We start from the raw sequence: 14252 nt of genomic DNA on the forward strand, positions 1-14252 counted from the left end.
GGCCGTGCCGCCGGTAACCTTGTCGGGCGATCCACGCCTCTGTGCGTGCGGCTGCTCGGCCGCCTGTCGCCACCTGATCTCCGCCCGGAAGGCCCCTGCATGCCCATCCAGTCCCGCTCCGACCTGCGCAACGTCGCGATCGTCGCACACGTCGACCACGGCAAGACCACGCTGGTCGACGCGATGCTCCGCCAGGCCGGTGCCTTCACCGCGCACCAGGCCGAGAGCGTCGCCGACCGCGTCATGGACTCCGGCGACCTCGAGCGCGAGAAGGGCATCACCATCCTCGCGAAGAACACCGCGGTGCACTACGCCGGTCCCGCCGGCGGCGGCCAGCCGATGGTCATCAACATCATCGACACCCCCGGCCACGCCGACTTCGGTGGCGAGGTCGAGCGCGGCCTGTCGATGGTCGACGGCATCGTGCTGCTCGTCGACGCCTCCGAGGGTCCGCTCCCCCAGACCCGCTTCGTGCTCCGCAAGGCGCTCAACGCCGACATGCCGGTGATCCTGGTCGTCAACAAGACCGACCGCAGCGACGCCCGCATCACCGAGGTCGTCGACGAGTCCTACGAGCTCTTCATGGACCTGCTCGACGAGTCGCACAGCCAGGACGCACTCGACTTCCCCGTCGTCTACGCCTCCGGCAAGGCAGGCATCGCCTCGCTCGAGCAGCCCGAGAACGGCTCGATGCCCGAGGGCACCGACCTCGAGCCGCTCTTCAAGACGATCCTCGAGACCATCCCCGCCCCGCAGTACGACGACGAGGCGCCGCTGCAGGCCCACGTGACCAACCTCGACTCCTCGCCGTTCCTCGGTCGCCTCGCGCTGCTGCGCGTCCACCAGGGCACCCTGAAGAAGGGCCAGACCGTCGCGTGGATGAAGCGCGACGGCACCGTGAGGAACGTCCGCATCACCGAGCTCCTCGTCACCGAGGGCCTCGAGCGCAAGCCGGGCGAGTCGGCCGGCCCCGGCGACATCGTCGCCATCGCCGGCATCCCCGACATCACCATCGGCGAGACCCTCGCCGACTCCGAGAACCCCGTCGCGCTGCCGCTCATCCACGTCGACGAGCCGGCGATCTCGATGACCATCGGCACCAACACCTCGCCGCTGGTCGGCAAGGTCAAGGGCTCCAAGGTCACCGCGCGCCTGGTCAAGGACCGCCTCGACGCCGAGCTCATCGGCAACGTGTCGCTGCGCGTGCTCCCGACCGAGCGCCCCGACGCCTGGGAGGTCCAGGGCCGCGGCGAGCTCGCCCTGGCCATCCTCGTCGAGCAGATGCGCCGCGAGGGCTTCGAGCTCACCGTCGGCAAGCCGCAGGTGGTCACCCGCGAGATCGACGGCAAGGTCCACGAGCCCTTCGAGCGGCTGACCATCGACGCCCCGGAGGAGTACCTCGGCACCATCACCGAGCTGCTGGCCAGCCGCAAGGGCCGCATGGAGGGCATGACCAACCACGGCACCGGCTGGGTGCGCATGGACTTCGTCGTCCCCTCCCGTGGCCTGATCGGCTTCCGCACCGAGTTCCTCACCGAGACCCGCGGCACCGGCATCGCCCACCACATCTCCGAGGGCTACTTCCCGTGGGCCGGCGAGATCCGCTCGCGCAACAACGGCTCGCTGGTCGCCGACCGCGCCGGCGCGGCCACGGCGTACGCCATGACGTCGCTGCAGGAGCGCGGCGTGCTCTTCGTCGAGCCGGCCACCGAGGTCTACGAGGGCATGATCGTCGGCGAGAACTCCCGCGCCGACGACATGGACGTCAACATCACCAAGGAGAAGCAGCAGACCAACATCCGCTCCGCCACCTCCGACAACTTCGAGAAGCTGATCCCGCCGAAGCGGCTCTCGCTCGAGCAGTGCCTGGAGTTCTGCCGCGAGGACGAGTGCGTCGAGGTGACGCCGGACCAGGTGCGCATCCGCAAGGTCGTGCTCGACGCCAACGCCCGCGCCAAGACGGCGTCGCGGGCCCGCAAGGCCAACAAGTAGGTCCTGCGGTGGCCGACCTCGGGACGGAGCTCGCGGCCTGGCTCGAGCGGCTCGGCCTGAGCGGGCAGCTGGCCGCGGCCGGGCTGCCGACCTACGAGCGCGACGGTGACGTGGCGCGCTGGCGCGACCCGGCGACCGGCGACGAGCTCGACGCCGAGCGCCTCGCCGAGCTCGACCGCGCCCTGCGCTCGGTGGGCGAGGACCCGGCCCACGGCGTGCCCGTGGAGCTGGTGCGGCTGCGCCGCGACGCCGAGGTGCGCCAGTCGCTCCTCGACGGCGGCTGGCTCGACTACGCCGGCGTGGCCCGCCGGCGCGGCGTGTCCGAGAACGCCGCGCGCTTCGCCCTGCACAAGGCGGCCGAGCGCCGCGGCGTGCTGCTCGTCCAGCACGAGGGCGGCACGCTGGTGCCGGCCTTCCAGCTCGACGACGCCGGCGAGGTGCGCGAGGAGCTGCTGGCCGTGATCGAGCCCTTGCTCGCCGCCGGCGTCGACCCCTGGCGGGCGTGGATCTGGCTCACCACCCCGGCCGCCCTGCTGGGCGGCGCGGTGCCCCACGAGGCCGCCCGCGATCCCGAGGAGCAGCCGCTCGTCCAGCGCGCGGCCGTCGCCCTCGCCGAGCGCTCCCGCCAGGCGTAGGCCGCTCGCCGCTCGCCGCTCACCGCTCGGCGTCCGCGGCTCACGCGTTGTCGGAGTCCCCGCTCGAGCGGGGACTCCGACGACATCGTGGAAGATCCGAGCCACCAGGTGACTCGGATCCTCCACGATGTCCGCAGCCGGGGTCAGTCCGACAGGTCGGTGACGAGGGCGACGCCCTCGATCCGCACCGGCTTGTTCTTGTCCACCACGACCCGCAGCGTGCCCTTGCGGGGCTTGGTGAGCTCGAACGTGCGGAGCTTGCTGTAGGCCCCCTTCCCGTCGAACTTCACCACGCCGCCATACCTCTTTGGTAGGGAAAGCGCGCGGCCGCGGCCCGCTCAGGCCTCGGCGGGCTCGACCGGCTCGACCGGCTCGGCGCGGAGCGTCGGTGCCAGCACGAGGAGCCCGAGCAGCGGGAGGAGCGCGAGCAGCAGCAGGCCGACCGGCATGCCCAGCGGTCCGCTGACGCCGGCCACGACCGCCGAGCCGACGCTGCCGCCGATGAGGAACAGCAGCGTCGAGACGCCGAGCGCCACGCCCCGCACCTCCTCGTGCACGGCGTCGCCCACCACGGCGCTCAGCGCGGGCTGGCCGACGCCGAAGGCGAAGGTCACCAGGACGATGCCCACGACCAGCACGGTGGCGCTCGTCCAGTGGGCGCCGGCCGCGGAGACCAGCAGCGCCACCGACGCCACCAGCCCGGCGACGGCGAGCGAGCGCCCGGCTCCGATCCGGGTGAGCATCGGGCCGGCGACCTGCGGGACGAGCAGCGCCACCGCGGCGCTCGGCACCATGGCCAGGCCGACCTGCCACGCCTGCCAGCCCTCCCCCAGCAGTACCGCGGGCAGCGCGATGAGCATCGCGAACCACGAGGCCGGGACCGCGGAGGCGGCGACGGCGCTCCGCACGACCGTGGCGTTGCGGATCACCTCGACCGGCAGGAAGCCGTCGGGGCGACGGCGCACGGACGCACGGACGGCGGGCACGCCCAGGACCAGCAGGGTGGCGCCCACCGCTGCCACCACCAGGCCCGCCGACGGCGACTGGACGAGCAGCACCATGCCGGCGGCGGTGAGGGCCACCACGACCGCGCCGACGACGTCGAGGCGGGCCCCGCTCCCACCGGTCGGCAGCGCGCGCCACAGCAGCGGGACGACGAGGGCACCCAGGATGGGCAGCGCCATGACCGCGCGCCAGCCCCACGCCGCCTCCACGAGTCCGCCGATCAGCGGCCCGAGGCAGCTGACGGCGGCGGCGACACCGGCCAGGCGACCGAACGCCAGGCCGCGCACCTCGCCGGTGTACTTCGCGGACAGGACGGTGACGCCCAGCGTCGGCACCGCGGCGGCGCCGGCGCCCTGCAGCAGCCGCGCGCCGAGGAGCACCTCGAACGTCGGGGCGAGCGCGGCGACGAGCGCGCCCACCGACATCAGCACCAGACCGGCCAGGAGCGGCCCCCGGACGCCCACGAGGTCGGAGATCCGGCCGTAGAGCGCCGTGGTGACCGCCAGCATCAGGACGTAGAGGCTGATCGCCCACGCCGCGAGCCCGGCGCTCACTCCGAGGTCCTCGCCGAGGAGCGCCAGCGCGATCGCGGCGCTGGAGGAGCCCATGCCGGCGAGGCCGAAGAGCAGGCCCAGCAGCAGCGACACCCGACGTGAGTCGTCCGGGGTCTCGGCGTCGGGCTGTGCGGACGTGGAGGCCATCACCTGGCGACAACCTGCGCGCGCTGCGCCTGATTCCCCGGCGATGTTCCCCGGCGATGCCCGAGAAGACGACGAGCCACGCACCGTGGGGCCCTACCCTGTGGCGCATGAGCATGCCGCACGACACCTCATCGGCTCCGGGCGACGACGCCTACGCGCGGTGGCGGCGCCTGCAGGAGCGGGCCGACGCGCAGCGCGACGCCCTCTTCGTCTCCGACGCCGAGCGCGACCAGGTGTGCCGCCGGCTGTCGGCCGCCTTCAGCGAAGGCCGCATCACCTCCTCCGAGCTCGACGAGCGCACCTCGCTCGCCCTCGCCGCCCGCACCTACGGCGACCTCGAGGACGCGATGGCCGGGCTGGAGGCTCCCACCGCGCCGGCCCACCACCTGCTGGCGCCCGCACCCCCCGCCCGCTCCCGGAGCATCGTGCCCCGGCTGCTGTTCTGGATGGTCGGGCTGTTCACCGCGCCCTTCATCCTCATCGGCGGCGGCCTGCTGCTCTTCGGCACCGACGGGGGCTCGCGGATCGCCGGCATCGTCGTGCTCGTGCTGTTCCTGCCGGGCCTGATCGCGCTCTACCGCTGGGCCCACCCCCGCCGCTGACCGGCTGCGGACGGCACCCGCCGCGCGGGTAGCCTCCGCCACATGACCGCACGCCGCCACCTGCCCACCGACGAGGCCCGTGACCTGCTCGCGCTGACCCGCGAGATCGCGACCAAGGAGCTCGCCCCGCGCTCGGCCGAGGCGGAGGCGACCGAGACGTTCCCGCGCGACGTCTTCGCCATGCTCGGCCAGGCCGGCCTGCTGTCGCTGCCCTATCCCGAGGAGCAGGGCGGGGGCGGCCAGCCCTACGAGGTCTACCTCCAGGTGCTCGAGGAGATCGGGGCGGTGTGGTCGTCGGTCGGGGTGGGGGTCTCGGTCCACGCGCTGTCGTGCTTCGGCCTCGCCCACTTCGGCACCGACGAGCAGCGAGCCGAGTGGCTGTCCGACATGCTCAGCGGCGACCTGCTCGGCGCCTACTGCCTCTCCGAGGCGCACGCCGGCTCCGACCCCGCCGCGATGCGTACGACCGCGCGCCGCGACGGCGACTCCTACGTCATCAACGGCGCCAAGGCCTGGACCACCCACGGCGGCCACGCCGACTTCTACAAGGTGATGGCCCGCACCTCCGACGACCGCAACGGCATCTCCTGCTTCCTCGTGCCCGGCGACGCCGAGGGCCTCAGCGCCGACCCGCCGGAGCGCAAGATGGGCCTCACCGGCTCGGCGACGGCCAACATGCGCTTCGACGGCGTACGCGTCGACGCCTCGCGCCGCCTCGGCGCCGAGGGCGAGGGCCTCCGCATCGCGCTCGCCGGACTCGACTCGGGCCGCCTCGGCATCGCCGCCGTCGCGGTGGGCCTGGCCCAGGGTGCGCTCGACGCGGCCGTGGCCTATGCCCGCGAGCGGGAGACCTTCGGCAAGCGCATCATCGACCACCAGGGCCTCGCGTTCGTGCTCGCCGACATGGAGGCCGCGATCGTCTCGGCGCGCGCCACGATGCTGCACGCCGCCCGGCTGCGCGACGCGGGGCTGCCGTTCTCGCGCGAGGCCTCGATCGCCAAGCTCGTCGCCACCGACAACGCCATGAAGGTCACCACCGACGCGGTCCAGGTGCTCGGCGGCTACGGCTACACCCGCGACTTCCCGGTCGAGCGCTACATGCGCGAGGCCAAGGTCATGCAGATCTTCGAGGGCACCAACCAGATCCAGCGGATGGTCGTCTCGCGGTCGCTGGCCAAGGACGCCGCCGGCGCGATCGGCTGAGCGAGACGGCGCCCCGGTGGGCCCGGGGCGCCGTCCGACCGTCACCGGGCGAGGAACCTCTCGATCAGCTCGCGGGCCTCCGCCCCGGCCACCAGCTCGGAGATCGACCGCGCCTCCTCGGCACCCGTCGCGACCCGCCCCGCCTCCCAGCCCGCGCGGAGCAGCCGGCGGGTGGCGCCCAGGGCGACCGCCGGACCGTCGGCGAGCGACCTCGCCAGCTCCTCGCCACGGCCGAGGGCGTCCTCGGCGACCTCGGTCACCATCCCCCACTCGTACGCCGTCGCCGCGTCGACCGGCCGACCGCCCAGCGCGAACCCGAGCGCCCGGTGGGAGCCGATCGCGCGCGGCAGCAGGTAGGACACCCCGCAGTCCGGGCTGAGCCCGATGCCGGGGTAGGCGAAGGCGAACTTCGTGCCCTCGGCCGCCACGACCAGGTCGCAGGCGAGCATGACGGCCAGCCCTGCCCCGGCCACCGCGCCGTGCACGACGGCCACGACCGGCTTGGCCAGGGCCTCCAGGGCCCGCACCGCGGCGTCGGCCTGCGAGGCGAGCTCGTGGAGGTGCTCGGCCGGGTCGTCCGCGGCGACGAACGACCCCACGTCGCCGCCTGCGCAGAACCGCTTGCCCGCCCCGGTGACGAGCACGGCCCGCACCGCCTCGTCCGCCGCGATCGTCGTCACCACCTCGTGCAGCGCCAGCGCGAGCGGGATGTCGATGGCGTTGGCCGACGCGGGGCGGTCGAGCTCGACGTGCGCGACGCCGTCGACGATCGTGCAGGTCACCGGTCCGGACACGTCAGAGCCTCCTGAACAGGGCAGCCAGGGCCTGGCCGCCGCCGATGCACATCGTCACGATGCCCAGCTCGAGGTCGCGGCGCACCATGTCGCGCGCGACCCGCAGGGTCAGGTTGGCGCCCGTCGCACCGACCGGGTGGCCGAGCGCGATCGCACCGCCGTAGGGGTTGACCTGCGCGGGGTCGAGCCCGGCGTCGCGGATGACGGCCACCGCCTGCGAGGCGAAGGCCTCGTTGAGCTCGATGATGCCGATGTCGGAGGGGGTGGTCCCGGTCTTCTCGAAGAGCGCGCGCAGGGCGAGGGTCGGCGCGTAGCCCATCAGCTCCGGCTCCATGGCCGCGGTGGTGACCGCCTCGATCGAGACCAGCCCGGTGAGCCCGCGCTCGGCCAGGACGGGCTCGCGCGCCAGCACCAGCGCCGCCGCCCCGTCGTTGATGCCCGAGGCGTTGCCCGCCGTGACGGTGCCGCCCTCGGCGAACGCGGGCCGCAGGCCGGCCAGCGCCTCCAGGGTGGTGCCGGGCCGGGGGTGCTCGTCCTGCGAGACCACGTGCGGCTTGCGGCCGCCCACGCTCACCTCGACGATCTCCTCGGCGAACGCCGCCTGCGCCTCGGGCGTGGCCGCGCGCCGCTGCGACTCGACGGCGAACTCGTCCTGCTCGGCGCGCGAGACGCCGTACTTCGTGGCGACGTTCTCGGCGGTCACGCCCATGTGGGTGCCGTGGAACGGGTCGGTCAGCATCATCACCGTGCCGTCGACGAGCGTGCGGTCACCGAGCCGGAGCCCGTTGCGGGCGCCGAAGTCGTAGAACGGCATCCGCGTCATCGACTCGTCGCCGCCCGCGACCGTGAGGTCGAGGTCGTTCCACCGCATCTCCATCGCCGCCGACCAGACGGCCTGCAGGCCGGAGCCGCAGAGCCGGTTGACGGTGTAGGCCGGAACGTTGGCCGGAAGGCCGGCGGTCATCGCGACCCGGCGGGCGTTGTAGGCGTCGGGGCCGACCTGCCCGATGCACCCCATCACGACCTCCGCGATGTCGTCGGCCGCGACGCCGGCGCGCTCGAGCGCCGCCTTCACGGCCGTCGCGCCCAGCTCGAAGCCGGGGACGTCCTTGAAGGCACCGCCGAAGCTGCCGATGGGGGTGCGGGCGCCGTCGACCACGACGATCCGGTCGTTGTTCATGTGTCTCCTCGGGGGGTGGTGTGCGGGTGGTGGCTGCTCGCGCGTCAGGCGTAGGTGTAGAAGCCGCGACCGGACTTGCGCCCCAGCAGGCCGGCGTCGACCATGCGCGCCAGGAGCGGCGGCGCGGCGTACAGCGGCTCCTTGAACTCGGCGTAGAGCGAGTCGGCCACCGCGGCGGTCGTGTCGAGGCCGATCAGGTCGGCGAGCGCGAGGGGGCCCAGCGGGTGGGCCGCGCCGAGCACCAGCCCGCGGTCGATGTCCTCGGCCGTCGCGGAGCCCGACTCCAGCATCCGGATCGCCGAGAGGATGAAGGGCACCAGCAGCGCGTTGACGACGAAGCCGGCCCGGTCCTGGCAGTCGATCGCCTGCTTGCCCAGCGGGCCCTCGACGAACTCGCGGGCGCGCCGGGTCGTCTCGGGCGAGGTGAGCAGGCTCGGGGCGATCTCGACGAGCTGGAGCACGGGCACCGGGTTGAAGAAGTGCATCCCGACCACCTGCTGCGGCCGCGAGGTCACCACGCCCAGCTTCATGATCGGGATCGACGACGTGTTGGAGGCCAGGATCGCCTCGGGCGACTCCACCACCGCGTCGAGCCTGCGGAACAGGTCGGCCTTGACCGCCTCGTCCTCGACGATGGCCTCGACGACCAGCTCGCGGTCGGCGAGCTCGTCGACCGCGGTCGCGAAGCGGATCCGCTCCAGCACCCGTGCCGCGGAGTCGACCTTGCCCTTCTCCTCCGCACGCGACAGCGAGCGCTCGAGGCGCGCACGACCCGCGTCCACCGCCGAGGCACTGGACTCCACCACCACGACGTCGGTGCCTGCTCGTGCGCAGACCTCCGCGATGCCGGCTCCCATCAGCCCGCACCCGACCACTCCGACCTTCTCCACGTCCTGCACCTCTCCATCGGTTGTTCGTCGTCCGCGGGCCGCTCGGCCCGCGGGGTTGTCACTGGGTCGCGCCGGACGTCAGCGTCCGGGGTCGCCGCTCGGGCGAGCACCGCGGTCGGCGCCGGCCCCACGTCGAGCCCGCCGACCGGCAGCGGCGGCGACGTACGCGGGCCCCAGCACCCCGAGCGGACGCGCCCGGCGCCCGCCGTCCGGGCGCTCACCGTGCGCGACGGACGAGCGCCCAGTGGAGCGCGACGCCCACCAGGATCGTCGCGGCGGTCAGGAGCAGGCCGCCGACGAGGCAGGCCAGGGCGGCGGCCACGCACACGGCCGAGTAGACGTCGCCGGGCGCCCTCCGCGCGGGACGTCGGGGGTGCCCGGCAGGAACGGACGCGACCATGTAAATGATGATAATGATCTTCGGGCCGAACGGCAATCCTTCGCGTCGCCGCACCCGCAGGGGTGGGTCAGCGGGGCTGCGTCAGAGGATGTCCCACGTCACGGTCTGGTGGAGGACGTCGGAGTAGCGGCGCTGCATGTAGCGGACGAACTCGCGCATGTGCTCCTCCATCGCCGCGAACGAGCTGTCGCCGTCGTGCGACTCGAGGGCGGCGAGGATGCGCTCGTGGGCGCTCAGGATCGCCTTGCGGCGCTGCTCGGGGTAGTCGACGCCCATGTGGGTGCCGTCGACGATGTCGACGAGCGCGTCGATGAGGAAGCCGTACATCGCGTTGCCCGAGCCCCACGCGATGAGCTCGTGGAACTCCCGGTTGGTGGCGAGGAAGATCTCGCGGTTCTCGAGGTTCTCCCGCATCTTCTCGACCGAGTCGCCGAGCTGGCCCAGGGACTCCTTCTTCATCCGGCCGGCCGCGTGGCGCGCCATCACCGGCTCGAGGTCGCCGCGCGCCTCGACGATCATCGAGAAGGGGGACTCGCTGAACTGCAGGAGCAGCACGAGCCCGTTGGCGAGGTAGGTCGCGTCGGGCTTCTCGATGACCGGACCACCGCCGGGGCCGGGCTTGAGGGTCAGCACGCCCTGCAGCTCGAGGAAGCGCAGCGCCTCGCGGAGCGTGCCGCGGCCCACCCCGTACTGCTCAAGCATCACGCGCTCGGGGGGCAGGCGATCACCCGCCGACTGCCCGCTGCGGTAGATGTCGTCGACGACGCGCTTGGCGACGATCAGCGCGGTCTTCTGTGGCCTGGAGCTCGCGCTCATCGCCGCTTCCCCTCTTTCTGCTCCGAGATCGAACGGACCCTATCAATCATGGGCACCGAAGGGGCCCGCGAACGCGTGTCGGCCGGGCGGCGATCGGGCCGGGCCGGCCACCGTCAGGCCTTGACGTGCTGCATAAAGAATCCAATAGTTATCACGGTTTTGTCCAGCACCCGAGGAGCGCCCCATGACCCGACACCCGTCCCCCCGGCGAGCGATCGCCCTGCTGATGGGCGCCGCGATGGTGACGATGACCGCAGCCTGCGGCAGCGACGACGCCGACGCGTCCGACGGCACCGTCACCCTGCGGTTCAGCTACTTCACCTCCGAGAACAACCCCATCGCGCGCACCTGGAAGCAGTGGATGGACGAGGTCACCGAGCGCAGCGACGGGTCCATCGAGTTCGAGCAGTACTGGGACGCCACCCTGCTCGCCGGCGACGAGGTGGTCGAGGGCCTGGTCGACGGCCGCGCCGACCTCGCCCAGGTGACGCCGACCTTCTACCCGGGTCGCTTCCCGCTGACCGCGGTCAACGAGCTGCCGTTCGGCACGAACAACGTCGGCGCCATCGCCTCGGCGATGTCCACCCTGGTCGCCGAGGACGAGGACCTCGCCGAGGAGTGGGCCTCGCAGGAGCTGGTCCCGCTCGCCTGGAACGTGGGTGGGTCGTCCGCCATCGCCTCGACCCGCGAGCTGGCCACGGCCGAGGACTTCAAGGGCCTCAAGGTCCGCGGCATGGACCGGGGCAGCCGTGCGCTCGACGCCAACGGCGCCAACGTCATCGCCCTGCCCCCGACCGAGCTCTACGGCTCGATGGACCGAGGTCTGATCGACGCGGTGTACGGGGTCCAGTTCGGCGCCCTGCCCTCGCTCAAGCTCGAGGAGATCAGCGACTACGTCGTCGACGCCTCCACCGGCGCGCAGACCGCCTCCACCCTCGCCATGAGCCAGGCCGGGTGGGACCGCCTCAGCGCGGAGCAGCAGGAGGTGATCCGGGAGGTCTCGGCCGAGGCCCCCGCGATGTACGAGGCGCAGAACCGTGAGGCCGAGGCCGAGGCGTGCACCGCGTTCACCGAGGCCGGCACCGAGCTCTCCGTCCTCGACGACGCCGAGGTCGACACGCTGCGTGCGGCCGGCGAGGACGTGGTCGTGGACGGGTGGCTGGCCGAGACGGAGGAGGCCGGTCACGACGGCGCGGCGTTCCGCGACACCTACGACGCGGCGGTGGCGGCCGCGGCGGCCGACTTCCCCGACGGCGACGAGAGCGGCGTGGCCCGCTGCATCGCCGGAGGCTGAGCCCCGCCGATGATCAAGGTCTACACCGCGCTGCCTCGCCGACCCGACCACTCGATCGAGTCGTTCCAGCAGCACTGGGGCACCGTCCACCGCGACCACGCGCTGCGCATCGATCGGATCGAGCGCTACGTGCAGTCCCACCGGGTGCCGGTGACCTTGGCAGGCACCTCCGGGAGCCCGTACGACGGGTTCCCGGAGGTGTGGTTCCCCGACCTCGACGCCGCCCTGGCGCTGGCCCACGACCCGCAGTACCTGACCGGCGCCCATGTCGACGAGCCGCGATTCGCCGACGCCGAGCGGATCGCCCGGACGTGGACCACGCCGGAGCTCGTCCGCCCGTGGCACGGCTTCGCCCGCGCGGACGCTCCCGGCAAGGTGCTCCTGCTCCTGGGCGCCGACCCGGCCCACGGCCGGGACGTGCGGGACGCGGCTGAGCAGAGCTCGGCGCTGCGGGTCATGTGCTCGACCGCGCTCGACGACGAGCGCGTGGCCGAGCGTCAGGCGTTCGGCGTCGTCGTCGAGCTGTGGTGGGCCGACGAGGACGCCGCGCTCCGGGCGTGGCGCGACGAGCACGAGGCGCTGCTGGAGCGGCTCGGTGGCGTCGCCGACCTCGCCCGGAGCTCGATCGCGCTGGTGCGCGAGCGACGGGTGCGCTGGCCCGGGCCCTACGACCCCGAGTGGTCGTAGAAGCCGCGTCCGCTCTTGCGGCCCAGCCGGCCGGCCGCGACCATGTTCTTCAGCTCGACCGGCGGGCGGAAGCGCTCGCCGTGCGCGGCGTGGAGGCCGTTGAGCGCGTCGAGGTAGGTGTCGAGGCCGTTGAAGTCACCGAGCTCGAGGGGGCCCATCGGGTGGTTGAACGCCAGCTTGACGGCCTTGTCGATGTCCTCGGGCGTCGCCAGTCCCTCCTCGAGCATGTGCAGCGCCTCCATCCGCAGGATCGCGGAGAAGCGCGAGGTCAGGAAGCCGGGGCTGTCCTTGCGGCACACCACCGTCTCCTTGCCCAGGGACGCCGCATAGGCCTCGGCGCGGGCCAGCGTGTCCTCGGAGGTCTCCAGTCCCACGACCAGCTCGACCAGGCGCATCAGGACGGCCGGGTTGAAGAAGTGCATGCCGACCACCCGGTGGGCGTCCGCACCGAGCACCGACGCGATCGCGGTGATCGAGAGCTGTGAGGTGTTGGTGCCGAGCACCGCGTCCGCCGGCGCGTGCGCGGCGACCTCGGTGAGCACGCCCTGCTTGACGTCGAGGCGCTCCAGCACCGCCTCGACCACCAGGTCGACGTCGGAGACGGCCTCGGCGATGGAGACCGTGGGGCGGATCCGGGCGAGCACCTCGTCGCGGGCGTCGGCCTCGAGCTTGCCGGACTTCACGAAGCGGTCCAGGCTCGTGCCGATGGCCGCCAGGGCACCCTCGAGGCGATCCTCGGAGACGTCGACGAGGCGGACGTCGTGCCCGTTCATGGCGCTCAGCTGGGCGATGCCGTTGCCCATCACGCCTCCGCCGATGACGGCGACCTTCTGCGTGGCGTCGTTGTCCACCATGGTTCTCAGAGCCTTTCGATGATCGTTGCGTTGGCCATGCCGGACCCCTCGCACATGGCCTGCAGGCCGTATCGGCCGCCGGTGGCCTCGAGGTGGTTGAGCAGGGTCGTGAGGAGCCGGGTGCCGGACGCGCCCAGCGGGTGCCCGAGGGCGATCGCGCCGCCCCGCGGGTTGAGCTTCTCGAGCGGCAGGCCGAGCTCGCGCTGCCACGCGAGCGGGACGGAGGCGAAGGCCTCGTTGACCTCGGCGGCGTCGATGTCGTCGATCGACAGCCCGGCCCGCTCGAGCGCCATCCGCGAGGCGGCGATCGGGCCCGACAGCATGAGGATCGGGTCGTCGCCCACCACCGTCATCGAGACGATGCGCGCGCGGGGGCGCAGGCCCAGGCGCTCGGCGGCGCTCTCGCTCGTGACCAGCAGCGCGGACGAGCCGTCGGCGAGCTGCGAGGAGTTGCCCGCGGTGACGCCCCACTGGATCTCGGGGAAGCGGGCGCCGTCGGCGTCGTTGCGGAAGACCGTCGGGAGGCCGGCGAGCCGCTCGGCGTCGGTGCCCTCGCGGATCGTCTCGTCGGTCGCGAAGGTCATGCCGGTGCCGTCCATCAGGTCGATCGGCACGATCTCGCGGGCGAAGTGTCCGTCGGCCCGGGACGCGGCGGCCCGCGCGTGCGACTCGACGGCGTAGGCGTCCATCTCCTCACGCGAGATGCCCCACCGCGCGGCCACCAGCTCGGCGGCGACGCCCTGCGAGGTCAGGCCGGGCGCGTAGCGCTCCTGCACCGACGGGCCGAACACGTCGGCGCCGGCACGGGCCGAGCCCATCGGCACCCGGCTCATGCTCTCCACGCCGCCGGCCAGCACCACGTCGTGGCAGCCCGACATGATCGCCTGTGCGGCGAAGTGCACCGCCTGCTGGCTGGAGCCGCACCGGCGGTCGATGGTGGTCGCGGGCACGTGGGCGGGGTAGCCCGCCCCGAGCCAGGCGATGCGACCGGGGCACGCCGCCTGCTCGCCGCCCTGGCTGACGCAGCCGATCATGACGTCCTCGACACGGCCGGGGTCGATGCCCGAGCGCTCGACGAGGCCCTGGATCGTCTGGCGCAGCAGCTCGACGGCGTGCACCCCGGACAATCCGCCCCCCGGCTTGCCCTTGCCCGTGCCCGTGCGCACCGCATCGACGATGACGGCGTTCTCCATACGATC

Annotated in this window: 15 protein-coding genes; 6 read left to right on the plus strand and 9 right to left on the minus strand. The window is 73.0% G+C overall.

What is annotated here, in order from left to right; all coding sequences use genetic code 11:
- The first annotated feature begins 99 nt into the window (after positions 1–99).
- Both typA and AC4H2S_RS00275 read left to right on the plus strand, forming a co-directional pair.
- On the plus strand, positions 100–1992 hold the full coding sequence (gene typA / locus AC4H2S_RS00270) for a translational GTPase TypA (RefSeq protein WP_491494953.1): 1893 nt from the start codon (positions 100–102) through the stop codon (positions 1990–1992).
- A gap of 8 nt (positions 1993–2000) precedes the next feature.
- Entirely contained in the window at positions 2001–2627 is a 627-nt protein-coding gene (locus AC4H2S_RS00275) for a hypothetical protein (protein ID WP_491494954.1), read from the plus strand.
- A gap of 143 nt (positions 2628–2770) precedes the next feature.
- Here the strand turns inward: AC4H2S_RS00275 and AC4H2S_RS00280 are convergent, their stop codons facing one another.
- Together AC4H2S_RS00280 and AC4H2S_RS00285 are read right to left on the minus strand one after the other, a co-directional pair.
- A complete protein-coding gene (locus tag AC4H2S_RS00280) occupies positions 2771–2917 on the minus strand; it encodes a hypothetical protein (protein ID WP_491494955.1) in 147 nt (48 codons plus the stop codon).
- Positions 2918–2965: 48 nt separating this feature from the next.
- Positions 2966–4333, minus strand: coding sequence for an MFS transporter (locus tag AC4H2S_RS00285; protein ID WP_491494956.1), 1368 nt, complete (start codon positions 4331–4333; stop codon positions 2966–2968).
- A gap of 107 nt (positions 4334–4440) precedes the next feature.
- On the opposite strand from AC4H2S_RS00285, the gene AC4H2S_RS00290 reads away from it, so the two are divergent.
- Together AC4H2S_RS00290 and AC4H2S_RS00295 are read left to right on the plus strand one after the other, a co-directional pair.
- Positions 4441–4935 (plus strand): DUF1707 SHOCT-like domain-containing protein, encoded by a 495-nt coding sequence (locus AC4H2S_RS00290; RefSeq protein WP_491494957.1) that lies wholly within the window; start codon positions 4441–4443, stop codon positions 4933–4935.
- Between the two features lie 42 nt (positions 4936–4977).
- Positions 4978–6138 (plus strand): acyl-CoA dehydrogenase family protein, encoded by a 1161-nt coding sequence (locus AC4H2S_RS00295; RefSeq protein WP_491494958.1) that lies wholly within the window; start codon positions 4978–4980, stop codon positions 6136–6138.
- 41 nt (positions 6139–6179) lie between these two features.
- On the opposite strand, the gene AC4H2S_RS00300 is transcribed toward AC4H2S_RS00295, so the two are convergent.
- From AC4H2S_RS00300 to AC4H2S_RS00320, 5 genes are all read right to left on the minus strand, one after another.
- Complete coding sequence (locus AC4H2S_RS00300) at positions 6180–6932, minus strand: enoyl-CoA hydratase/isomerase family protein (protein WP_491494959.1); 753 nt, start codon at positions 6930–6932, stop codon at positions 6180–6182.
- Between the two features lies 1 nt (position 6933).
- Positions 6934–8112, minus strand: a complete 1179-nt coding sequence (locus AC4H2S_RS00305; protein ID WP_491494960.1) for a thiolase family protein — start codon at positions 8110–8112, stop codon at positions 6934–6936.
- A gap of 44 nt (positions 8113–8156) precedes the next feature.
- On the minus strand, positions 8157–9002 hold the full coding sequence (locus tag AC4H2S_RS00310; RefSeq protein ID WP_491494961.1) for a 3-hydroxybutyryl-CoA dehydrogenase: 846 nt from the start codon (positions 9000–9002) through the stop codon (positions 8157–8159).
- A 217-nt stretch (positions 9003–9219) separates the two neighbouring features.
- Positions 9220–9402: a hypothetical protein gene (locus tag AC4H2S_RS00315; RefSeq protein ID WP_491494962.1), complete on the minus strand. Its 183-nt coding sequence runs from the start codon at positions 9400–9402 to the stop codon at positions 9220–9222.
- A gap of 81 nt (positions 9403–9483) precedes the next feature.
- Positions 9484–10218: a FadR/GntR family transcriptional regulator gene (locus tag AC4H2S_RS00320; protein ID WP_491494963.1), complete on the minus strand. Its 735-nt coding sequence runs from the start codon at positions 10216–10218 to the stop codon at positions 9484–9486.
- A 184-nt stretch (positions 10219–10402) separates the two neighbouring features.
- Here AC4H2S_RS00320 and dctP point away from each other — a divergent pair, with 184 nt between their 5' ends.
- Positions 10403–11512: a TRAP transporter substrate-binding protein DctP gene (gene dctP, locus AC4H2S_RS00325; RefSeq protein ID WP_491494964.1), complete on the plus strand. Its 1110-nt coding sequence runs from the start codon at positions 10403–10405 to the stop codon at positions 11510–11512.
- A 9-nt stretch (positions 11513–11521) separates the two neighbouring features.
- Positions 11522–12199: an EthD domain-containing protein gene (locus tag AC4H2S_RS00330; RefSeq protein ID WP_491494965.1), complete on the plus strand. Its 678-nt coding sequence runs from the start codon at positions 11522–11524 to the stop codon at positions 12197–12199.
- Here AC4H2S_RS00330 and AC4H2S_RS00335 read toward each other — a convergent pair.
- Positions 12178–13053, minus strand: coding sequence for a 3-hydroxyacyl-CoA dehydrogenase family protein (locus AC4H2S_RS00335; RefSeq protein WP_491494966.1), 876 nt, complete (start codon positions 13051–13053; stop codon positions 12178–12180). The genes AC4H2S_RS00330 and AC4H2S_RS00335 overlap by 22 nt on opposite strands.
- Positions 13054–13058: 5 nt before the next feature.
- Entirely contained in the window at positions 13059–14246 is a 1188-nt protein-coding gene (locus tag AC4H2S_RS00340) for a thiolase family protein (RefSeq protein ID WP_491494967.1), read from the minus strand.
- Positions 14247–14252: the final 6 nt, after the last annotated feature.

This window comes from Nocardioides sp. Z13_37, assembly GCF_058355585.1.